This window comes from Protaetiibacter intestinalis (assembly GCF_003627075.1).
In the GTDB taxonomy this organism is placed as follows: domain Bacteria; phylum Actinomycetota; class Actinomycetes; order Actinomycetales; family Microbacteriaceae; genus Homoserinibacter; species Homoserinibacter intestinalis.
The window spans coordinates 730,556-751,182 of the sequence record NZ_CP032630.1; the positions used below are offsets into that span (position 1 = coordinate 730,556).

At 72.7% G+C, this 20,627-nt stretch carries 20 protein-coding genes; 7 read left to right on the forward strand and 13 right to left on the reverse strand.

Annotation, left to right across the window (positions count from 1 at the left end; genetic code table 11):
- Nucleotides 1-24: 24 nt before the first annotated feature.
- Nucleotides 25-1,437 (reverse strand): cysteine--tRNA ligase, encoded by a 1,413-nt coding sequence (cysS, locus tag D7I47_RS03560; protein WP_120761768.1) that lies wholly within the window; start codon nucleotides 1,435-1,437, stop codon nucleotides 25-27.
- Nucleotides 1,438-1,582: 145 nt separating this feature from the next.
- Between cysS and D7I47_RS03565 the strand changes: the two genes are divergently transcribed.
- The gene (locus tag D7I47_RS03565) at nucleotides 1,583-4,768 is read left to right on the forward strand and encodes an HtaA domain-containing protein (RefSeq protein WP_170154359.1); all 3,186 of its coding nucleotides are present in this window, start codon (nucleotides 1,583-1,585) and stop codon (nucleotides 4,766-4,768) included.
- Between the two features lie 147 nt (nucleotides 4,769-4,915).
- Here D7I47_RS03565 and ispD read toward each other — a convergent pair whose 3' ends face one another.
- Both ispD and D7I47_RS03575 read right to left on the reverse strand, forming a co-directional pair.
- Entirely contained in the window at nucleotides 4,916-6,085 is a 1,170-nt protein-coding gene (gene ispD, locus D7I47_RS03570) for a 2-C-methyl-D-erythritol 4-phosphate cytidylyltransferase (RefSeq protein WP_120761770.1), read from the reverse strand.
- Nucleotides 6,086-6,105: 20 nt separating this feature from the next.
- Nucleotides 6,106-6,588 (reverse strand): CarD family transcriptional regulator, encoded by a 483-nt coding sequence (locus D7I47_RS03575; RefSeq protein ID WP_120761771.1) that lies wholly within the window; start codon nucleotides 6,586-6,588, stop codon nucleotides 6,106-6,108.
- 127 nt (nucleotides 6,589-6,715) lie between these two features.
- Here D7I47_RS03575 and D7I47_RS14710 point away from each other — a divergent pair, with 127 nt between their 5' ends.
- Nucleotides 6,716-7,234 (forward strand): hypothetical protein, encoded by a 519-nt coding sequence (locus tag D7I47_RS14710; RefSeq protein ID WP_157981620.1) that lies wholly within the window; start codon nucleotides 6,716-6,718, stop codon nucleotides 7,232-7,234.
- A gap of 6 nt (nucleotides 7,235-7,240) precedes the next feature.
- On the opposite strand, the gene D7I47_RS03585 is transcribed toward D7I47_RS14710, so the two are convergent.
- On the reverse strand, nucleotides 7,241-7,924 hold the full coding sequence (locus D7I47_RS03585) for a response regulator transcription factor (RefSeq protein WP_120761773.1): 684 nt from the start codon (nucleotides 7,922-7,924) through the stop codon (nucleotides 7,241-7,243).
- On the reverse strand, nucleotides 7,921-9,078 hold the full coding sequence (locus D7I47_RS03590; RefSeq protein ID WP_120761774.1) for a sensor histidine kinase: 1,158 nt from the start codon (nucleotides 9,076-9,078) through the stop codon (nucleotides 7,921-7,923). Before D7I47_RS03590 ends, D7I47_RS03585 begins: the two co-directional genes overlap by 4 nt.
- 198 nt (nucleotides 9,079-9,276) lie before the next feature.
- On the opposite strand from D7I47_RS03590, the gene phoU reads away from it, so the two are divergent.
- Nucleotides 9,277-9,918: a phosphate signaling complex protein PhoU gene (phoU, locus tag D7I47_RS03595; RefSeq protein WP_120761775.1), complete on the forward strand. Its 642-nt coding sequence runs from the start codon at nucleotides 9,277-9,279 to the stop codon at nucleotides 9,916-9,918.
- A gap of 3 nt (nucleotides 9,919-9,921) precedes the next feature.
- On the opposite strand, the gene D7I47_RS03600 is transcribed toward phoU, so the two are convergent.
- From D7I47_RS03600 to D7I47_RS03615, 4 genes are all read right to left on the reverse strand, one after another.
- The gene (locus tag D7I47_RS03600) at nucleotides 9,922-10,788 is read right to left on the reverse strand and encodes an SDR family oxidoreductase (RefSeq protein WP_120761776.1); all 867 of its coding nucleotides are present in this window, start codon (nucleotides 10,786-10,788) and stop codon (nucleotides 9,922-9,924) included.
- A complete protein-coding gene (locus D7I47_RS03605) occupies nucleotides 10,785-11,300 on the reverse strand; it encodes a MarR family winged helix-turn-helix transcriptional regulator (RefSeq protein WP_120761777.1) in 516 nt (171 codons plus the stop codon). The genes D7I47_RS03600 and D7I47_RS03605 overlap by 4 nt, the downstream gene beginning before the upstream one ends.
- A 68-nt stretch (nucleotides 11,301-11,368) precedes the next feature.
- Nucleotides 11,369-11,680, reverse strand: a complete 312-nt coding sequence (locus tag D7I47_RS03610; protein ID WP_120763791.1) for a thiamine-binding protein — start codon at nucleotides 11,678-11,680, stop codon at nucleotides 11,369-11,371.
- A 13-nt stretch (nucleotides 11,681-11,693) separates the two neighbouring features.
- Nucleotides 11,694-12,440, reverse strand: a complete 747-nt coding sequence (locus D7I47_RS03615; RefSeq protein WP_120761778.1) for a phosphoglyceromutase — start codon at nucleotides 12,438-12,440, stop codon at nucleotides 11,694-11,696.
- A 107-nt stretch (nucleotides 12,441-12,547) separates the two neighbouring features.
- Between D7I47_RS03615 and D7I47_RS03620 the strand changes: the two genes are divergently transcribed.
- The gene (locus D7I47_RS03620; RefSeq protein WP_120761779.1) at nucleotides 12,548-13,354 is read left to right on the forward strand and encodes a class I SAM-dependent methyltransferase; all 807 of its coding nucleotides are present in this window, start codon (nucleotides 12,548-12,550) and stop codon (nucleotides 13,352-13,354) included.
- 62 nt (nucleotides 13,355-13,416) lie between these two features.
- On the opposite strand, the gene D7I47_RS03625 is transcribed toward D7I47_RS03620, so the two are convergent.
- The 4 genes from D7I47_RS03625 to D7I47_RS03640 form a co-directional block, all read right to left on the reverse strand.
- On the reverse strand, nucleotides 13,417-14,544 hold the full coding sequence (locus D7I47_RS03625) for an FUSC family protein (RefSeq protein ID WP_227000823.1): 1,128 nt from the start codon (nucleotides 14,542-14,544) through the stop codon (nucleotides 13,417-13,419).
- A gap of 2 nt (nucleotides 14,545-14,546) precedes the next feature.
- Nucleotides 14,547-15,602, reverse strand: a complete 1,056-nt coding sequence (gene ygfZ, locus D7I47_RS03630) for a CAF17-like 4Fe-4S cluster assembly/insertion protein YgfZ (RefSeq protein ID WP_120761780.1) — start codon at nucleotides 15,600-15,602, stop codon at nucleotides 14,547-14,549.
- Nucleotides 15,592-16,221 (reverse strand): nitrobindin family protein, encoded by a 630-nt coding sequence (locus tag D7I47_RS03635; RefSeq protein WP_120761781.1) that lies wholly within the window; start codon nucleotides 16,219-16,221, stop codon nucleotides 15,592-15,594. Before D7I47_RS03635 ends, ygfZ begins: the two co-directional genes overlap by 11 nt.
- A gap of 134 nt (nucleotides 16,222-16,355) precedes the next feature.
- A complete protein-coding gene (locus D7I47_RS03640) occupies nucleotides 16,356-16,673 on the reverse strand; it encodes a hypothetical protein (RefSeq protein ID WP_120761782.1) in 318 nt (105 codons plus the stop codon).
- Between the two features lie 72 nt (nucleotides 16,674-16,745).
- Here D7I47_RS03640 and D7I47_RS03645 point away from each other — a divergent pair, with 72 nt between their 5' ends.
- From D7I47_RS03645 to D7I47_RS03655, 3 genes are read left to right on the forward strand one after another with little or no spacing between them, the layout of a single operon-like run.
- Nucleotides 16,746-17,432 (forward strand): response regulator transcription factor, encoded by a 687-nt coding sequence (locus D7I47_RS03645; protein ID WP_193726455.1) that lies wholly within the window; start codon nucleotides 16,746-16,748, stop codon nucleotides 17,430-17,432.
- A 57-nt stretch (nucleotides 17,433-17,489) separates the two neighbouring features.
- Nucleotides 17,490-19,658: an RNA degradosome polyphosphate kinase gene (locus tag D7I47_RS03650; protein ID WP_120761784.1), complete on the forward strand. Its 2,169-nt coding sequence runs from the start codon at nucleotides 17,490-17,492 to the stop codon at nucleotides 19,656-19,658.
- Nucleotides 19,655-20,596, forward strand: coding sequence for an NUDIX hydrolase (locus tag D7I47_RS03655; RefSeq protein WP_120761785.1), 942 nt, complete (start codon nucleotides 19,655-19,657; stop codon nucleotides 20,594-20,596). The genes D7I47_RS03650 and D7I47_RS03655 overlap by 4 nt, the downstream gene beginning before the upstream one ends.
- The last annotated feature ends 31 nt before the right edge of the window (nucleotides 20,597-20,627 follow it).

The window sequence follows — 20,627 nt, forward strand, 5'->3', positions numbered from 1 at the left end:
GGCTCCCCTGTCTCGGTGTCATGGTCATGCGAGGCTCCAGCGGGCACCCGCGGGTGTGTCGTCGATCGCGATGCCCGCCGTGGCGAGCTCGTCGCGGATGCGGTCGGCGGCCGCGAAGTCCTTCGCGGCTCGGGCGGCGGCCCGGTCGGCGAGCAGTTTCTCGACGAGCGCGCCGAGCGCGATCTCGGATGCGGCCGATCCGCCCTGCCGCCACTCGGCCGCGGTCGGGTCGACGCCGAGCACGCCCGTCATCGCGAGCACCTGCTCGCGCGCGAGTGCGACGGAGGCGAAGTCGCCCGCGTCGAGCGCGGTGTTGCCGGCGCGCACGGTCTCGTGCAGCACGCCGAGCGCCTGCGGCACCCCGAGGTCGTCGTCCATGGCCGCCGCGAACGCATCCGGCACCCGGCCGTCGCCGGGGCCCGCCACCCGGGCCGCCTCGAGGGCGCGCTCGGCGCGCTCGAGGAACCCGGCGATGCGGTCGAGCGCCGCCTCTGCCTCCTCGAGGGCGCCGGGGTGGTAGTCGATGACCGAGCGGTAGTGGGCGCTCGCGAGGTAGTAGCGCACGACGACGGGCGGGGCGAGCGCGAGGAACTCGGCCGCGTAGATCGAGTTGCCGAGCGACTTCGACATCTTCTGGCCCTCGACCATGACGATGCCGTTGTGCACCCAGTAGCGCGCGAAGGCGTCGCCCGCGGCGGTCGACTGGGCGAGCTCGTTCTCGTGGTGCGGGAAGCGCAGGTCGAGCCCGCCGCCGTGGATGTCGAACTCGGCTCCGAGGTAGCGCTTCGACATCGCCGAGCACTCGATGTGCCACCCGGGGCGTCCCGCGCCCCACGGCGAGTTCCAGGACGCCGACTCCGGCTCCTCGGGCTTCGACCCCTTCCAGAGCGCGAAGTCGCGCGGGTCGCGCTTGCCGCGGGTGGCGGCATCCGGCGAGTCGGCCATGTCGGCGAGCTTCTGCCGCGTGAGCTCCCCGTAGGCCGCCCAGGTGCGCACGTCGAAGTAGACGTCGCCCGTGCCGTCGTCGGCGACGTAGGCGTGACCACGCTCGATGAGGGTCTCGATGAGCTCCTGCATCTGCGGGATGCTCGCGGTGGCGCGCGGCTCGTAGCTCGGCGGCAGGATGCCGATGGCGCGGTAGCCGGCCGTGAACTCGAGTTCGACCCGGTAGGCGACCGCCCACCAGGGCTCGCGCTCGGAGGCGTTGGCGAGCACTTTGTCGTCGATGTCGGTGACGTTGCGCACGAAGGTGACGTCGTAGCCGCGGTAGGCGAACCAGCGCCGCCACAGGTCGTAGGCGAGCGCGGAGCGCAGGTGGCCGACGTGCGGCGAGGACTGCACGGTGGGCCCGCAGACGTACATGCCCACCCGGCCGGGCTCGAGCGGCGCGAAGTCGCGGAGCGCCTGGGCGCGGCTGTCGTACAGGCGGATCGTCACCCGGCGAGTTTACCGGCGCGCCGTCGCCTCCCCGCAGCCCGGGTCGACATCCGCGCGAGAGATCGATAAGGTTAGCCTTACCTGAGTCACTCGCGATGGTGCGCGTCGCGTGACCCGATCACATCCCAACCACGGAGATTCGCTCTTGTCGTACGCGCCTGCCCGCGCGCGCTCCCGCGCGCCCTGGATCGCCATCCTGCTCGTCCCGCTGCTCGCCCTCGCGAGCGTGCTCGTGCCCACCGCCCCCGCATCCGCCGCCCCCGGCGACGTCGCAGCCGCCACCTTGCAGTGGGGCTTCAAGCAGAGCTTCCGCAACTACCTCACCGGCCCGATCGCCCACGGCCACGTCACGGCGACCGACGTCGATACCGCGACGCCCTACGGCTGGTCGGGCGGCACGGGCGCGGCCTCCGGCGGCACCGGTACGGTCGCCTACCCCGGCACCCTGCAGTTCCAGGGGCACGAGGCGACCGGGGTGCCCGCGGGCGAGTACGCCCTCGACGTCACGATCACCGACATGCGCGTGCGCGTGACCTCGGCGACCACCGCCGAACTCCAGGCGGATGTCGTCTCGCGCAGCATGAGCACGCTCTCGTTCGAGACGTACACGGATGTCGTGCTCGCGACCCTCGACCTCTCGGCCGGCACGAACGCCTCGACCGCGACCACCGTCGCCTACACGGCCGTGCCCGCCGCGCTCACGGCGGCAGGGGCACCGGCCTTCGCCGGCTTCTACGCCGCCGGCACCGCCCTCGACCCGGTCTCCTTCAGCTGGCCCGTCGAGCAGGCACCCGTCGTGCCGACGCTCGCGGTCGACGTGACGACGGCCACCGAGGCCGACGGCCTCACCGTCTCGGTCGCCGCCACCGACTTCGAGGGCATCAGCGCGAGCTACGTCTCGCTCATCGAGAAGGGCAGCGACACCGCCTTCGTCGGAGCCGCGGCCCAGGTCGCCGTCGTCGACGGCGCGTTCGCCCAGACCCTCACCGCCCCCGCGGCATCCCTCGACAAGACCAAGCAGTACGAGGTGATCGCCTGGAAGACCCGGAGCTACCCCGGGCCGAGCACCACCTTCGCCCGCGCCGACGTGACCCTCAGCGAGGCACAGTGGGACGCGCTGATCCCGCCGGTGCCCACCCTCGCCGTCGCGGTCACCTCCGCCACGCAGGCCGACGGCGTGACCGTCTCGGTCACCGCCACCGACTTCGACGGCATCAGCGCGAGCTACGTCTCGCTCATCGAGAAGGGCAGCGACACCGCCTTCGTCGGAGCCGCGGCCCAGGTCGCCGTCGTCGACGGTGCGTTCACCCAGACCCTCACGGCGCCCACGGCATCCCTCGACAAGACCAAGCAGTACGAGGTCATCGCCTGGAAGACCCGCAGCTACCCCGGCCCCACCACCACCTACGACCGCGCCGACGTGGTCCTCACCGAGGAGCAGTGGAACGCCGTCTTCCCGGCCCCCGCCGCGCTCACCCCGACCGTGACCGCGGCGGGCACGACGGGCGGACTCACCGTCTCCGTCGCCGGAGCCGCATTCGGCGACGTCACCGCGAGCTACCTCTCGATCATCGAGAAGGGCAGCGAGTACAACTACATCGGCGCCCCCGCGCAGGTGGCGGTCGTCGACGGCGCCTTCACGCAGGAGCTCACGGCGCCCACGGCATCCCTCGACAAGACCAAGCAGTACGAGGTCATCGCCTGGAAGACCCGCAGCAACCCGAGTGCCGCCACGATCTACGCGCGCGCCGACATCGCCGTGACGACGAGCCAGTGGGATGCGGTGTTCCCGCCGGTCGTGCTCAACCCGACCCCCGTCGCGGGCAGCCTCAGCTGGGGCGTGAAGGCGAGCTTCCGCTCGTACGTCACGGGCCCCATCGCGCACGGCACCATCTCGACGACGGGCGCGACGGCCGGAACCGGCGGCTACGTCTTCCCGCAGTCGGGTGCGGCGCAGCTCACGAACGGCACCGGCACGGTCGCCTACTCGGGTTCGGTGCGGTTCACCGGTCACGACGGCGTGCTCGACCTGCGCCTGTCCGACCCGCAGGTGCGCATCGACTCGGCCACCGCGGGCACGCTGCTCGTGCGGGTGAACGGCGGCTCGCACGTCGCCTTCGCGACCCTGGCGCTCGGTTCGGCCACGAAGACGACGGATGCCACGGGCGCCGTGCGGTACGCGGGCGCCCCCGCGACGATCACGGCATCCGGAGCCGGCGCCTTCTCCCTCGAGGGCTCGACGTTCTACCCGGCGGGCACGGCACTCGACCCGGTGACCTTCGTCGTCGGATCCGCCGGCAGCGCCTCGAGCGGCACGGTCGTCGTGGCGTCCGCCGCCCCGGCCACGCCGACGAACACCCCCGCCGCGGCCCCGCCCGCCACGACCGGCATCACCGTCACCGACGGCGAGCCGGGCGAGGGCGGCGAGCTCACCGCGGAGGCCGACGGCTTCCAGCCGAACGAGACCGGTATCCTCGTGGTGATCTACTCGACCCCCACGGTGCTCGCCGAGAACGCGACGGCGGATGCGGACGGCCGCGTCAGCTGGACCGGCACCCTGCCGCGCGGCCTCACCGGGCAGCACACGCTCACCTTCCAGGGCTCCGTCGACCGCGGCATCGTGCTGAACATCGCGGCCGCGAGCACCCTGCCGTGCACGGCATCCGACGCGAGCCTCGTGTGGGGTTTCAAGGAGAGCTTCCGCGCCTACATCGACGGCTCGATCGCGAACGGCGAGTGGACGACCGAGGGCGACGTCGCCTACGCGACGCCCGTGTTCACCTGGACCGGCGGCAGCGGCGGTGCCGACGAGGACGGCGCGCTCGACGTGCAGTACTCGGGCTCGGTGCGCTTCACGGGTCACGGCGGCGTGCTCGACACGACGGTCGCGAACCCGCGCGTCGTGATCGACGGCGACCGCGCCGTGCTGCTGCTCGACGTCACAGGCACGACGCAGGAGGGCGAGGCCGTCTCCCAGACGGCCGTCGAGTTCGCCGAGCTCGACCTCTCGGGCGTCGAGCGCACGGTCGAGGGCGACGAGGTGACGTGGGCCGACATCCCCGCGACGCTCACCGCCGCGGGGGCCGCCGCGTTCGGCACCTACCCCGAGGGCGAGGAGCTCGACCCGGTGACGATCACCGCGACCGTCGAGAGCGGATGCGTCGAGACCGCGGTCGACGAGCCGACCGCCGAGGCGACGGACGACGACCTCGCCCCCGAGCAGACCGCATCCGCGGGCTGGCCGCTCTGGGCGACCGTGCTGCTCATCGCCCTGCTCGCCGCCGCGATCGTCACCGCGGCCGTCATCCTGGTGCGTCGCCGCCGCGGCTGACGCACCACCGACTCCGCCCGTCCGGCCCCCGGCGCACCCGGGACCGGACGGGCGGCTCTGTGTTCTCGGTCAAACGCTGCAGCGCTTCGCCCCGCGCGCCTGCATTTCGACCCGCGCCAGGCCGAACGCTGCAGCGTTTGACCAGGATCAGCGGGTGAGGAGGGCGGTGGCGACGGCGAGGAGGCCCTCGCCGCGGCCCGTGAAGCCGAGACCGTCGGAGGTCGTGGCGGCGACGCTCACGGGGGCGCCGACCAGCTCGCCGAGGTGCGCCTCGAGCTCCATGCGGCGGGCGGCGAGCCGGGGCCGGTTGGCGACCACCTGCACCGCGACGTTGCCCACCGTGAAGCCCGCGCCGGCCACGAGCGCGAGCGTCTCGCGCAGGAAGATGCCGCTGGCGGCATCCGCGAACCGCGGGTCGGCCGAACCGAAGCGCGAACCGAGGTCGCCGAGCCCGGCGGCCGAGAGCAGGGCGTCGCAGATCGCGTGGATGACGGCGTCGCCGTCCGAGTGCCCGTCGAGTCCCGGCTCGTCGGGGAAGTACACGCCGCCGAGCCAGAGCGGCACCGCCTCGTCGTAGCGGTGCACGTCGACGCCGACCCCGGTGCGGATGCGCGAGCCGCCGTCGAGCAGCTGCTCGGCGCGGTTCAGATCCCACGGGGTCGTGATCTTGAAGGCGCGCGGCTCGCCGGGCACCGTGACGACCGCACCGCCCGCGGCGGCGAAGAGCGCGGCGTCGTCGGTGAAGTCCTCGGTCGCCGCCGCGTAGGCGGCCTCGAGCGCGGCACGCGGGAACCCCTGCGGCGTCTGCACGTGCACGAGGTCGCTGCGGTCGACCGCACCCACCACGCGCTCCCCCTCGACCCGCTTGACGGTGTCGATCACGGGCAGCGCGGGGATGACGCCCGCCTCGCCGCCCTGCAGCACGGCGTGGGCGACCCGGTCGATGAGCGCGCTCGGCGCGAGGGCGCGTGCCGCGTCGTGCACGAGCACCGCCTGCACGCCCTCGGCGAGCGCCGCGAGCCCCGCCACGACCGACTGCTGGCGCGTCTCGCCGCCCGCGACGACCGTGAGGTGCTCGGATGCCGCCCCCGCGACATGCTCGCCGATCGCCCGGGCGCGCGCGAGCAGCGCGGCCGGCGCGACGACGATCACCTGCGCCGGTTCGACCGACGCGAACACCCCGCGCAGGGCGTGCTCGAGGATCGTCGCGCCGTGCAGCTGCACGAACGCCTTCGGCTCCTCGCGCCCGAGACGCGTGCCGCCGCCCGCGGCGACGACGACGACGGCCAGGCGCACGGCATCCGGGGTCGGAGTCATGCGACGAGCCTACGGGGGGGCTAGGAGGCGAGGACCTCGTCGAGGACGGTCGACGCCTTCTCCTCGTCGGTCTTCTCGGCGAGCGCGAGCTCGGAGATGAGGATCTGGCGCGCCTTCGCGAGCATGCGCTTCTCACCGGCCGAGAGGCCGCGGTCCTGGTCGCGGCGCCACAGGTCGCGCACGACCTCGGAGACCTTGATGACATCGCCCGAGGCGAGCTTCTCGAGGTTGGCCTTGTAGCGGCGACTCCAGTTGGTGGGCTCCTCCGTGAAGGGGGCGCGGAGCACCTCGAAGACCTTGTCGAGGCCCTCCTTGCCGATCACGTCGCGCACGCCGACGAGGTCGACGTTCTCCGCCGGCACCTCGATGATGAGGTCGCCCTGGGTGACGTTGAGCTTCAGGTACTTCTTGGTCTCACCCTTGATGACCCGGTCCTTCACCTCGATGATGGTTGCCGCACCGTGATGGGGGTAAACGACGGTTTCGCCGACCTCGAAGAGCATGGAGTTGTTCCTTCCGCAGACCTCTCATTCTAACACGGCACCCCGGATGCGGGCCCGGCCGGGCACGGGCCGCTCCGCCGAGCGGGTACGCTGGGAGGGCTCGTCGTCTGATCGCCTGGAGGATTCCGTGAGAGCACGTGCCGTGGCCGCCATCGCCCTGAGCGGAGCGCTCGCCCTCGGCCTGGCAGGGTGCAACTTCGTCACCCCGCCCGCGACGACGACGCCCTACGACCCGAGCGACGGCATCAACTTCACGGTCGGCGACCTCAAGCTGCGCAACGTGCTCGTCATCACCGACGACGGCGAGACCGGCAGCTTCGTGGCGGTCGCCGTCAACACGACCGACGACGACATCCCGTTCCTCGTGCAGTGGCAGACCGACGGCGAGTGGAACCAGGTGGCGCTCGTCGCGGAGGCCGACGCGAGCACCGCGTTCGGCTGGGGCGACGGGCAGCGCGTCAACCTCGACAACCTCGGGGTGGCGCCGGGCGGCCTGCTCGACACCGTCATCCACGTCGCCGACGACCAGCGCGGCGAGCAGATCCCCGTGCTCGACGCGGCGTTCCCGGAGTACGGCGACTCGCTGCCGACCCCGACCCCGACGCCCACTCCGACGCCGACGCCCACCGCGACGCCGGCCCCGTAGCCCGGCTCAGTTCTCGAAGCGGTAGCCGAGGCCGCGCACCGTGACGAGCAGCTGCGGCTGCGAGGGGTCGGGCTCGATCTTGGCCCGGATGCGCTTGATGTGCACGTCGAGCGTCTTGGTGTCGCCGAAGTAGTCGGATCCCCAGATCCGGTCGATGAGCTGACCGCGCGTGAGCACGCGTCCCGCGTTGCGCAGCAGGAACTCCAGCAGCTCGAATTCCTTGAGCGGCATGGACACCTCGGCGCCGTCGACCATGACCGCGTGACGCTCGATGTCCATCCGCACCGGCCCCGCCTCGAGCACCGCGTCGAGCTCCTCGACGGGCGCCTCCACGTGCCGGCGCAGCACGGCGCGGATGCGGGCCAGCAGCTCTCGGCTCGAGTACGGCTTGGTGACGTAGTCGTCGGCGCCGAGCTCGAGGCCGACGACGATGTCGACCTCGGAGTCCTTCGCGGTCAGCATGATGATCGGCACGCTCGAGCGGTTGCGCAGCTCACGGCACACCTCGGTGCCGGGCAGCCCCGGCAGCATGAGGTCGAGCAGCACGAGGTCGGCGCCCGCGCGGTCGAACTCGGCGAGCGCCGCGCGGCCGTCGCCGGCGATGACCGTCTCGTAGCCCTCCCGCCGCAGCAGGAACGCGAGCGGCTCCGAGAGCGAGGGCTCGTCTTCGACGATGAGGATTCGGGTCACGGACGGGCTCCACGGCTGGGGACGGCCGGCGCAGGTGCTGCCTCCGGCAGGCGGATGGTGAACGTCGAGCCGCGCCCCTGCTGCGACCACACCCGCACGTCGCCCCCGTGGTTCTGCACCACGTGCTTGACGATCGAGAGGCCGAGGCCGGTGCCGCCGGTCTGGCGGCTGCGGGCGGAGTCGACGCGGAAGAAGCGCTCGAAGACGCGGTCGCGCTCCGACTCGGGGATGCCGACCCCCTGATCCGCGACGGCGATCTCGATCGCGCCGTCGCGGCGGCTGACGCCGACGCCGACGCGCGTGCCGTCGGGCGAGTACTGGATGGCGTTGGCGATGAGGTTGTGCACGGCGGTCACGAGCATCGACTCGTTTCCCCAGACGACCGCGTCGGGCTCGGCCTGGGCGACGATCGTGATGCGGTGCGACTCGGCGGCGACGCGGTTCGCGTCGACCGCCTGGGCGACGATCGTGTCGATCTTCACGCGGTCGGCGTTCTCGAGCGCGTCGGCCGCCTGCAGGCGGCTCAGCTCGATGATCTCGTGGGTGAGGCTGCGCAGCCGCTCGGCCTCGATCGTGAGCCGATCGGCGAAACGGCGCACCTCATCCGGTTCGTCGGCGGCCAGCTCGAGGGCCTCGGCGAGCAGGCCGATCGCGCCGATCGGCGTCTTCAGCTCGTGGGAGATGTTGGCGACGAAGTCGCGGCGCACGTCCTCGAGGCGGTGCGCCTCGGTGCGGTCGTCGGCGAGCAGCAGCACGAAGCGCGCGCCGAGCGGCGCCGCGCGCACGAGCAGGTGCACCTGGGCGTCGCCGTAGGGACCACGCGGCAGCTGGAGCTCCTCGTTGGCCGCGGTGCCCTCGTGACGCACCCGGTCGACGAGCTCGACGAGCTCGGGGTGCGCGAGGGCGTGGTTCCAGACGAGGCCGAGCGCCACCGCCGCCGTCGAGCACGTGACGACGCTGTTGGAGGAGTCGAGCACGATGCCGGCCGACTCGAGCGCGTCGATGACCTCCTCGACCCCGTCGGGCACGGAGGGCGTCACCACGGCGGCCGCACGCTGGCCGCGCGCGTGCGCGGCGACGACGGCGGCGGTGCCACCGACCCCCACCGCCAACCCGAAGCCCAGGGCAGCGGGCACGAGCCATGCCGCGTCCATGCGACTAGATTAGGGCGGGCCCGCACGGGTGAACGGCGGGTGCGCGAGGTCTCGACATCCCTTAGGTGGATGTTCACGACCAGGACACCGCCCGTTCACCTTCCCGCGACACCGTGTCCGATGCGGGCCGATGCGCCATCCGGTGCCCTGTGCCCGCGACGAGGCCGACCCGGGGTCGGCGAGGAAGGATCGGAATCGATGCGCGAGGTGTTCCAGCAGGAGCTGCGTGAGGTGCAGGAGCGCCTCGTGGAGATCTCCACCCTCGTCGGCGACTCGATCGAGAAGGCCACCCGCGCCTTCAACGAGTCGGACGTCTCGCTCGCCGAGACGGTGATCGAGGACGACCGCCGCATCGACGCCCTCGCGGCCGAGCTCGACGAGCTCGCGATCACGATCCTGGCCCGGCAGCAGCCGGTCGCGCGCGACCTGCGCATCGTGGTGAGCGCGCTGCGGATCTCGGCCTCGCTCGAGCGGATGGGCGACATGGCCGAGCACATCGCGCAGCTCGCGCGCTACCGCTTCCCCGAGAAGGTCGTGCCGAAGGGCCTGCGCGGCACCTTTCGCGAGATGGGCGCCCTCGACGTCGAGATCGCGCGCAAGCTCACCGAGCTGCTCGCCACCGAGGACCCGGCGATCGCCGAGCACATCCGCAACGAGGACGACAAGGTCGACGCGCTGCACCTCGCGGTGTTCGACAAGGTGCTCGGCGAGACGTGGAAGGGCGAGACCGCCGACACGGTCGACGCGACCCTGGCATCCCGCTACCACGAGCGCTTCGCCGACCACGCCGTCTCGATCGCCAAGAAGGTGCAGTACCTCGCCACCGGCGACTGGACCTGAGTCTCAGCTCCCGGCGGCCGCGGCCTTGCGCGCCGCGAACTCCTTGTTCAGCCGCAGGTAGCGGCGCAGGCCGCTGAACGGCACGGCGCGCGGCCAGTCCTCGCTGCGGAAGTAGGCATCCGTGCCGCCGTCGACGAACACGACGCTGCCCGCCATGAACTCGGCGGCGGGCCCGAGCAGGAACACCACCCAGTCGGCGAGCTGCTCGGCGTCGCCGAGGTGCCCGACCGGGATCGGGAACGCCTCGATCGCCCCGCGCTGGTGCGGGTCGTCGAGCTGCGCCTGCAGCAGCGGGGTGAGGATGGCGCCGGGCGCGATCGCGTTGAGGCGGATGCCGGCGCCGGCCCACTCCGGGCGCACGGCCGCGCGGCGGAGCCACCGGGTGACGGCGATCTTCGAGCCCGCGTAGACCATCGCCGAGGCGTTGTCCTTGAAGAGCCGGGTCGCGGCGACCGCCTTCTTGGCGTCCCCGGCGAGGAAGGCGGCGATCGTCCGCTTCGGCACGACCGGCACGGTGGTCGAGGAGTTCGACGAGAACACGACGACGCGCGAGGAGCCCGCGGCGGCGAGCGCCGGCCGCCACGCCTCGAGCAGCTCGACGACGCCGAAGTAGTTGACCTCGGCGATGAGCAGCTCGCGGCCGGGGTGCGGCCCGAGGCCCGCGGCGAGCACGGCGCCGTCGAGCCGGCCGTCGGCCCGCGCGACGACCGCCTTCGCGGCGGCGGCGCGGCCCTCGGCCGTCGAGAGGTCGGCGACGACCTCCGCGTCCTTCAGGTCGACGCCGATGACGGTGTGGCCGGCGGCGCGCAGCTTGTCGGCGGTCGCCTTGCCCATTCCGGATGCGGATCCGGTGACGGCGTAGGTGCTCATGGGGTTCCTCCGTGGGTGTCGGGTCGGGCTTCGACGGCGTCGGCGAAGCGGTGGAGCAGGGCGGCGAATCGCTCGCGGTCGGCCTCCGTCCAGTCCGCGAGCAGTCGGCGCATGAGCGCGTCGCCGGCCGAGAACAGGTTCCGCGCCGACGCGCGCCCGGCATCCGTCAGCACGACGAGCGTGGCGCGTGCGTCGAGCGGATCCGGGGTCCGGTGGGCGAGCCCCGCGGCGGCGAGGCTCTCGAGCAGGCGGCTCGTGGCGGCCGGCGAGGTGTCGAGCAGCCCGGCCAGCGCCGAGGGACGCTGGGGTCCGCGCGCCGCGAGCGCGTAGATCAGGCGGATGGCGCGCTCGTCGTCGGGGATGCCGGCGCCGCGCGCGATCTCGCGCTGGTAGTCGCCGGAGCTCCACTGAGCGAGCACGCGCACGAGCGAGGCGGTGACGTCGTCGCGGTAGGGCAGGTCGAGGCGCTGCGGATGCTGCGTCGCGTCGTCGCGGTCGAGCTTGCGGGCCATGCCTCACCTACTTCCAGTTTGGAAGTATACGCGCAGACACGTGCGCACGCACGGCGGGGTCCCGAGCGCTAGGAGCCCAGCTCGTCGATCGCGCGCTCCAGCCGCTCGACCTTGCCGTCGAGCTCGCCCGCGTAGCCGGGGCGGATGTCGGCCTTCAGCACGAGCGAGACGCGCGAACCGAAGGCGGCCACGGCATCCGTGGCGCGCTTGACGACGTCGAAGACCTCGTCCCACTCCCCCTCGAGCTCGGTGAACATCGAGGTGGTGCGGTTCGGCAGGCCCGACTCCCGCACGATCTGCACCGCCGCCGCGACGGCGTCGTGCACCGAGCCGTCCGCGTTGCCGGTGCCGGACGGGGCGACCGAGAAGGCGACGAGCACCATCCGCCCGGCCCTACTTCTTGCCCTGCGCGGCGACCGCGGCGGCGCCGGCGGCGGCGGCCTCCGGGTCGAGGTAGCGGCCGGGGCCGGTGGGGCGGAAGTCGTCGTCGAGCTCGTAGACGAGCGGGATGCCGGTGGGGATGTTGAGCTCGGCGATCTCGTCGTCGCCGATGCCGTCGAGGTGCTTGACGAGGGCGCGCAGCGAGTTGCCGTGCGCCGTGACGAGCACCGTCGTGCCGGCGGCGAGGTCCTGCGTGATGTCGGAGAACCAGTAGGGCAGCATCCGGTCGATCACGAGCTTGAGGCTCTCGGTGCGGGGGAGCTCGGCGTCGGCGAGGTCGGCGTAGCGCTCGTCGCCCACCTGGCTGTACTCGGCGTCGTCGGCGAGCGGCGGCGGCGGGGTGTCGAAGCTGCGACGCCAGGTCTGGAACTGCTCGGGGCCGTACTTCTCGAGGGTCTCGGCCTTGTCGAGGCCCTGCAGGGCGCCGTAGTGGCGCTCGTTGAGGCGCCAGCTGCGCTTGACCGGGATCCACAGGCGGTCGGCCACCTCGAGGGCGAGGTTGGCGGTCTGGATGGCGCGGGTCAGCACGCTCGTGTAGAGGATGCCGGGCTTCAGGCCCGACTCGGCGAGCAGCTCGCCCGCGCGCTTCGCCTCGGCGACGCCCTGCTCGGAGAGGCGCACATCCACCCATCCGGTGAAGAGGTTCTTCTGGTTCCAGTCGGAGTTGCCGTGGCGCAGCAGGATGAGCGTGGAGGTCATGCCCCCACCCTACCGAGCGCACATGTTGGTCAAACGCTGTAGCGCTGGGTGTGACGCGGCAGGTATTCCTGGCGCGCGCGGCGAGGCGCTATAGCGTTTGACACAGGATGGCGAGGTTGGGCAGACCGCAGGGGCGGATCACGCGCGGCACCACCGGGGTGAACCGGCTGCGGCGCGTCGACCGCTGGATCGCGGCGCTGCCGGCGCTGCGGGCGGCATCCGACCCGCTCGTCGTCGACCTCGGCTACGGCGCCTCCGCGACGACGAGCAACGAGCTGCACGAGCGGCTCGCCCGGGTGCGGGCGGACGTCGAGGTGCTGGGCATCGAGATCGACCCCGAGCGCGTACGGCTGGCGTCCGCCGCCGCGCGGCCCGGGGTGAGCTTCCGGCTCGGCGGCTTCGAGGTGCCGACGGACGACGGACGCCGCCCCGCGATCATCCGCGCCTTCAACGTGCTGCGGCAGTACGAGGAGGCGGAGGTCGCGGATGCCTGGGCGCGCATGACGGCGCGGCTCGCCCCCGGCGGCGCGCTCGTCGAGGGCACCTGCGACGAGCTGGGGCGCGTCGCGAGCTGGGTGACGCTCGACGCATCCGGGCCGCAGAGCTTCACGGTCTCGCTGCGGCTCGCGGGGCTCGAGGCGCCGTCGATCGTCGCGGAGCGGCTGCCGAAGGCCCTCATCCACCGCAACGTGCCGGGCGAGCGCATCCACGGCCTGCTCGTCGAGCTCGACCGCGCCTGGGCGGCGAACGCCCCGCTCGGCGTCTACGGTCCGGTGCAGCGCTGGCAGGCGACCGTCGCATCCCTGCGCGACGCGGGCCATCCCGTCCTCGACCGCCCGCCGCTCGGCGGCCGCGGCCGCTGGCGCCTCGGCGAGCTCTCGCTCCCCTGGGCCGCCGTCGCACCCCTCCCCTGAGGCGTCACTTTCGGTCGTCCCACACCCCATCCGCCCGACCGAAATCGACGCCGCGGATGCCGTCAGTCGACGGGCGGGAGGAGGGACCGGGCCTCGCCCGGGGTGAGGGCGGTGGCGACGAGCAGGTCGACGGCGAGGGGGCGCAGGAGGAGGAGCACCGTGACGTCGGAGGCGCCCGCACCCGGGATGAGGGATGCGGGGTCCAGCCGCGCGGCGAGGTGCGTGAGCTCGGTGCGGGCCGAGCCCGCGAGTTCCGCGTCGTCGAGCTCCAGCCCGAGCAGACGCACGGCGGTCGCGAGTTGCGACACCACGCTCGCGAGCTCGGGTCGCGACCGCCCGTCGCGCACGAGGAACTCGGAGCGCCGCGCGATCGTGCGCAGGTGCCGCGCCGTGAGGTCGGCGGCCGCCGCCACCCGCGCGTCGCGGCGCAGCTCGGGCAGCTGCCGGTGCACCCACGGGGAGATCCGCGCGACCGAGATCGCCGAGTCGAGCGAGGTCGCCCAGGCGTCGACGAGCGGCTGCGTGCGCCGCAGCCGCGAGAGGGCCAGCTCGGCGGCCGCGGGGTCGGCATCCGCGAGCGCGTCGACGACGCCGGCGAGCGACTCCTCGAGCACCGAGAACAGCGCACGCCCGTCGCGCGCCGCCGCGCGCCGCGGGTCGCGCGGCACGAGCGCCGTCGCGAGCAGCGCCACCGCGCCGCCGATCAGCCCGTCGAGCGAGCGCGTGAACGGGCCGCCGTCGGGCTCCGGCAGGAGCACGACGAGCGCCGAGGGCACGGCCGCGGCCACCGCGAACGCCGGGTTCGCCGACACCGCGCGCCCCACGACGAACACCACGGCGAGCACGACCACGAGCTGCCACAGCCCCCGACCGACGAGCAGGGCGAGCGCGTCGCCGAGGGCGATGCCGAGCAGGATGCCGAGCACCGTCTCGGCCACCCGCACCGGCCGGGCGTCGCGCGTGAACCCGAGCGAGTTGATCGTGACGGTCACCGCGAGCAGCGGCACCGCGTGCCCGAACCCCCAGTGCGCGATCGCGTAGGCGGCGGCCACCGCCACCAGGATCTGCGTGATCGCCGGCAGCGACTCCCACACGCGCCGTCCCGCCATCCGCGCGTCGACCTGCCGCCGCACGCGCCGCTCGAGTCGGCGCAGCTCGGCGCTCACGCCGTCGGCACGCCCGTCGGTCACGCTCAGCGCCGCACAGCGCCGAGCCGCGGCAGGCGCGGCACCTCCGCCACGGATCCCGCCCCCGGGGGCACGATGACCTCCTGCGCGGCGGGCACGAGCACGCCGTCGGCGTCGACGGTCAGCTCGGATGCGGGGTCGGCCGAGCGCTTCACGAGGGCGAGCGCGACCGGGCCGAGTTCGTGGTGGATCGCGGATGCCGTGACCCGCCCGACGACGTCGCCCGCGGCGTCCGGGCGGCCGAGCCGCACCTCGGCGCCGGGCGCCGGCAGCACGTTGTCGCTGCCGTCGAGGTGCAGCAGCACGAGGCGACGCGGCGGGTGGCCGAGGTTGTGCACCTTGGCGACGGTCTCCTGCCCGCGGTAGCAGCCCTTCGCGAGGTGCACGGCGCTGCGCAGCCAGTCGAACTCGTGCGGGATGGCGCGCTCGTCGAGCTCGGTGCCGGCGCGCGGGCGCCAGGCGGCGATGCGCAGCGCCTCGAGCGCGAGGGTGCCTGCGGCGGGCAGCCCGGCGAGCTCGCCCAGGCGATCGCGGGCGACGAGCGCCTCGCGGTAGCTCCACCCCGCGGCGGGGTGCTCGCCGGCGGCGTACTGGTACCCGCCCGCCTGCACGGCGCTCCACGGGTCGACCCAGACGAGCGGCACGCCGTTCGGCGCGGCCGTCGCGGCGGGCGCCTCGCCGAGCGTGCCGATCGTGGCGTACTCGGCCGAGCGGTCGGCGACCTCGACGCGCAGCATGAACCGCATCCGCTCGAGGAAGGCGGCGAAGCCGGCGCCCGTGTCGGCGTCCATGAGCAGCCAGGTCGTCTCGCCGTCGTCGAGCACGCGCGCCGCGTACTCGATGCGGCCGCTCGGGTCGAGCAGCAGCGTCTCGGCGGATGCGCCGGGCGCGAGCTGCGCGAGGGCCTGCGAGGTGAGCGAGTCGAGCCAGCTGAGCCGGTCGGGGCCCGTCACGGTGACGACGTCACGGTCGGAGAGGTCGACGATCGCGCGGCCCGCGGCGAGCGCGCGCTGCTCGCCGAACGGGTCGCCGTAGTGCTCGGCGGGCGGCTTACTCGACACGCGCCAACCGCCCGGATGCGTGGGTGCGCAGGTCCTGGCCGAGCGCGGCGATGTCCCACGCCCACAGCAGGTGGTCCTCGACGAGGCCGTACAGGCGGGTCGCCGCGGCGTACTCCTTCGCGGTCGGCGAGCGGAGCACGGCATCCGTCGCGAGGTCGATGCGCGGCCCCTTGATCTCGCCGAGGTACAGCTCGCTCACGCCGCCCGGCTGCACGAGCAGCACCTCGATGTCGAAGGCGCCGCGCCCGTTGCGCAGCGTCTCGACGGCCTCGGCGGTGCGGAACACGGGCGCCCCGGAGCCCGGCAGCATGGCTGGGCCGTCATCCGCGTCGCCGAGCGGCCGGGCGAGACGCCAGTAGCCGATCTCGGAGAACAGCGGACGCGGGTCGGGCGCCGGCTCGTCGTCGGCGAGGGATGCGGCGTCCGGCAGCAGCCACGTCGAGCAGCTGTACTGCAGGTGCGGGGTGCCGTCGTGGCTGAACGCCACCCGCTGACCGAACTCGTGCTCGCGCACCTCGTCGCCCACCCGGTAGGCGACGACGCCGGAGCCCTCCCAGACGCCGATCAGCCAGGAGAGCGGGACGAGTTCCGCCGGCAGGTCGACGTCGAGCTCGAACACGGCCTCAGCGCTGGCCGCGGAAGAGGTTGTAGAGCACGACCACCGAGACGGCGCCGATGGAGAGCGTCGCGAGGCCGAGCAGGCCGATGAAGAAGAGCTCGAGCGCCAGCATCATGCCCTCACTCTAGCCGCCGTCACGCGCCGTCGCCGACCTCCAGGCACCCGCAGGGCACCTCGATCGGCCCCTCCGTCGTGAGCAGCGCGCGCACCGTGAACACGCCCGTCGCGACGACGAGGATGACGAAGGCGCCCGCGAGGCTCGCCACGAGCCGCTCGACGAGGCCCTCCTTGCGGGCCAGCAGCATCTGGATCGCGAAGGTCAGCAGCAGGGAGACGGCCATCACGACCGGTATCCAGGTGATCGCCGACGCCCAGGGCAGCATGCCGACGAACACGGCACCGACGAGGGCGACGACCCACACCGGGATGACGCTGGGCAACGAGGAGGTCACCGCCTCATGCTACGGCTGCGTACACTGTCGCGTAAGGCGACGAAGACCCGGATTCGCCCGGAAAGGACCCGAGTGGCGCAGCTCCTGATTCTGAGCTCTGCAGCCGACACGGACGTGCTGCCGGCGCTGAACCTGCTCAGCCACCGTGTCCGTGCGATCCCGGCCGAGCCGGCGTCGCTCGTCAACGCCCCCACCTCCGACCTCGTCTTCGTGGATGCGCGCCAGGATCTGGCGAGCGCGAAGTCGCTGTGCAAGATCCTCCGCACCACCGGTCTCGCGGTGCCGCTCGTGCTCGTGCTGACCGAGGGCGGGCTCACCGCGGTGTCGGCCGACTGGGGCGTCGACGAGGTCATCCTCTCCACCGCGGGGCCCGCCGAGGTGGATGCGCGCATCCGCCTCGTGATCGACCGGCTCGCCAAGGAGAACTCGGTCTCGAAGATCCAGGCCTCCGGCGTCGTCATCGACGAGGCCAGCTACTCGGCGAAGGTGCACGGCCGCCCGCTCGACCTCACCTTCAAGGAGTTCGAGCTGCTGCGCTTCCTCGCCACCCACCCGAGCCGCGTGTTCACCCGCGAGCAGCTGCTCAGCGAGGTGTGGGGCTACGACTACTTCGGCGGCACCCGCACCGTCGACGTGCACGTGCGGCGCCTGCGCGCCAAGCTCGGCGACCTCGAGAGCCTCATCGGCACGGTGCGCAACGTCGGCTACCGCTTCAACGTCTACGAGGACGAGCAGACCCCGGTGGGCTCGGGCGTCTGAGTCCGGGTTTTCCTGCCGGTAGGGATGCGTTAACCCGGCACCTGGCAGGATGGGGCGATGGAGACCAACAGCCCGCTCGGCGACGCGACACTCGCGGCCGACCTGCTCGACGACTACGACGCGGATCCCGCGCCCGTCGACGACGGGACGCTGCCTCCCGACCGCTTCCTCGACCGCGAGATCAGCTGGCTCGCCTTCAACCAGCGGGTGCTCGAACTCGCCGAGGATCCGGCCCTGCCGCTGCTCGAGCGCGCCAACTTCCTCGCGATCTTCGCCTCCAACCTCGACGAGTTCTTCATGGTGCGGGTCGCCGGTCTCAAGCGCCGCATCGACACGGGCCTCGCCGTGCCCACCAACGTGGGCCGCGCCCCGCTGGACGTGCTGAGCGACATCTCCGAGCGCGCCCACGAGCTGCAGGCCCGCCACGCGCGCGCCTTCAACGAGCTCGTCAAGCCCGCCCTCGACGAGGCCGGCATCCGCGTCGAGACGTGGGCCGCGCTCGACGAGGCCGACCGGGAGGTGCTGCACGAGACCTTCCAGAACCAGATCTTCCCCGTGCTCATGCCGCTCGCGGTCGACCCGGCGCACCCCTTCCCCTACATCTCGGGCCTCTCGCTCAACCTCTCCATCCGGGTGCGCAACCCGAAGACCGACAAGGTCGAGTTCGCCCGCCTCAAGGTGCCCACCAACCTGCCGCGCTTCGTGCAGCTGCCGAACTCGCAGGCGCAGCTGCGCTACATCCCCCTCGAGGACCTCATCGCCAACCACCTCGGCGAGCTGTTCCCGGGCATGGAGGTGCTCGAGCACCACGAGTTCCGGGTGACCCGCAACGAGGATGTCGTGATCGAGGAGGACGAGACCGAGAACCTCCTGCAGGCGCTCGAGAAGGAGCTGCTCCGCCGCCGCTTCGGCTCGCCCATCCGCCTCGAGATCACCGACGACATGGACGAGGTGACGCTCGGCCTGCTCATGCAGGAGCTGCGGATCACCGACCGCGAGGTGTACCGGCTGCCGGCGCCGCTCGACCTCGGCGGTCTCTTCGAGGTCTCCCGACTCGACCGGCCGGAGCTCAAGTACCCGCGCCGGGTGCCCACGACCTCCGTCTACCTGCAGCCGACCGAGCCGACCGAGCGGCCCGACATCTTCGCCTCGATCAGCAAGGGCGACATCCTGCTGCACCACCCCTACGAGTCGTTCGCGACGAGCGTGCAGACCTTCCTGGAGCAGGCGGCCGCCGACCCGAACGTGCTCGCCATCAAGCAGACCCTCTACCGCACGAGCGGCGACAGCCCCATCGTCGAGGCGCTCATCGACGCGGCGGAGGCGGGCAAGGCGGTGCTCGCGCTCGTCGAGATCAAGGCGCGCTTCGACGAGCAGGCCAACATCTCGTGGGCCCGCAAGCTCGAGAAGGCGGGCGTGCACGTCGTGTACGGCCTCGTCGGGCTGAAGACCCACTGCAAGCTCGCGCTCGTGGTGCGCCAGGAGGGCGGCACGCTCACCCACTACAGCCACATCGGCACGGGCAACTACAACCCGAAGACGAGCCGCCTCTACGAGGACCTCGGGCTGCTGACCGCCGACGACACGGTCGGCAAGGACCTCACCCGGCTCTTCAACGAGCTCTCCGGCTACGCGATCGAGAAGAAGTTCAAGCGCCTGCTGGTGGCGCCGCTGCACCTGCGCGCGGGGCTGCTCAAGCGCATCGACGCGGAGGCGGAGGCGGCGCGCGCGGGCAAGCCCAGCGGCATCCGCATCAAGGTCAACTCGATGGTCGACGAGGCCATCATCGACGCGCTCTACCGGGCCAGCCAGGCGGGCGTGCCCGTGGATGTGCTCGTGCGGGGCATCTGCTCGCTGCGGCCGGGCGTGCCGGGGCTCAGCGAGAACATCCGGGTGCGCTCGATCCTCGGGCGCTACCTCGAGCACTCGCGCATCTTCTCCTTCCACAACGACGGCGACCCGCAGGTCTACATCGGCAGCGCCGACATGATGCACCGCAACCTCGACCGCCGCGTCGAGGCGCTCGTGCGGCTCGTGAAGCCCGAGCACCTCACCGAGATCCAGCAGCTGCTCGACCTCGGCATGGACGACGAGACCTCGTCGTGGCACCTCGAGCCGGAGGGCGTGTGGGTGCGCCACGACCGGGACGCCGCGGGCGTGCCGCTGCGCGACGCGCAGGACGAGCGCTGGCGCCAGGTGTCGAGTCGTCGGCGGGGAGCACGGTGAGTCAGCCGCCGGTGCTCGCCGCGGGGGCGGTGTGCTGGCGCGTCTCGAAGAAGGGCAAGCCGAAGATCCTGCTCGTGCACCGCACGCAGCACAAGGACGTCTCGCTGCCCAAGGGCAAGCTCGACCCGGGCGAGACGCTGCCCGAGACCGCGGTGCGCGAGATCGCCGAGGAGACCGGGCTCATCATCGCGCTCGGCGCCCCGCTCGGGGTCGTCGAATACCAGCTGCCCGGCGGCCGCGACAAGCAGGTGTACTACTGGGCGGCCGAGGTGAGCCCGGACGCGATCGCCAACTCGACCTTCGCCTCCAACGACGAGATCGAGGAGCTGCACTGGGTGGGGCTCGAGAAGGCCCGCCGCGTGCTCAGCTACCCGCACGACATGGACATCGTCGACCGCTTCGCCGAGCTGTTCGCGCAGGGCCGCGCGCGCACCTTCGCGATCGTGGCGCTGCGGCACGGCAAGGCCGTGCCCGCCGAGGACTGGGACGGCCCCGACTCGACCCGCCCCCTCATGCAGCGCGGCACCGACCAGTCCCTCAGCGTCGCCCACGGCGTCGCCGCCTTCCGGCCGAAGAAGCTCATCAGCTCGACCGCCGAGCGCTGCCTGCGCACGATCGCCCCCACGGCGCGCGTGACGGGGCTGCCGGTCGACGAGGACCCGGTCATCAGCCAGGACGCGTACCGCTCGGGCGGGCAGGCCGTGCGCGAGTTCGTCGCCAAACGCATCCGCAAGGGCGAGTCGGTCGTGCTGTGCAGCCACGGACCCGTGCTGCCGCAGATCATCGCGGCGGTCGCCGCCGAGACGGGCGGATCGGGCGCCACCCGGCTGCAGCGCGCGGCCGCGCTCGCCACGGCCGAGTACGCCGTGCTGCACGTGCCGGTCGACGACCCGGCATCCGGGATCGTCGCCGTCGAGGTGCACGGACCGACCGTCTGACGCGGTCGCGCCCGGTCGCCGCGACGACCGC

What these genes read in the sequence shown, in the direction of transcription:
- D7I47_RS03615 (WP_120761778.1), bottom strand. Translation starts at nt 12,440, where the DNA reads ATGACCTCCACGCTCATCCTGCTGCGCCACGGCAACTCCGACTGGAAC.
- D7I47_RS03590 (WP_120761774.1), bottom strand. Translation starts at nt 9,078, where the DNA reads ATGGACGCGGCATGGCTCGTGCCCGCTGCCCTGGGCTTCGGGTTGGCG.
- D7I47_RS03620 (WP_120761779.1), top strand. Translation starts at nt 12,548, where the DNA reads ATGGCGAGGTTGGGCAGACCGCAGGGGCGGATCACGCGCGGCACCACC.
- D7I47_RS03650 (WP_120761784.1), top strand. Translation starts at nt 17,490, where the DNA reads ATGGAGACCAACAGCCCGCTCGGCGACGCGACACTCGCGGCCGACCTG.
- D7I47_RS03605 (WP_120761777.1), bottom strand. Translation starts at nt 11,300, where the DNA reads ATGGCCCGCAAGCTCGACCGCGACGACGCGACGCAGCATCCGCAGCGC.
- ispD (WP_120761770.1), bottom strand. Translation starts at nt 6,085, where the DNA reads ATGACTCCGACCCCGGATGCCGTGCGCCTGGCCGTCGTCGTCGTCGCC.
- D7I47_RS03600 (WP_120761776.1), bottom strand. Translation starts at nt 10,788, where the DNA reads ATGAGCACCTACGCCGTCACCGGATCCGCATCCGGAATGGGCAAGGCG.
- phoU (WP_120761775.1), top strand. Translation starts at nt 9,277, where the DNA reads ATGCGCGAGGTGTTCCAGCAGGAGCTGCGTGAGGTGCAGGAGCGCCTC.
- D7I47_RS03575 (WP_120761771.1), bottom strand. Translation starts at nt 6,588, where the DNA reads ATGCTCTTCGAGGTCGGCGAAACCGTCGTTTACCCCCATCACGGTGCG.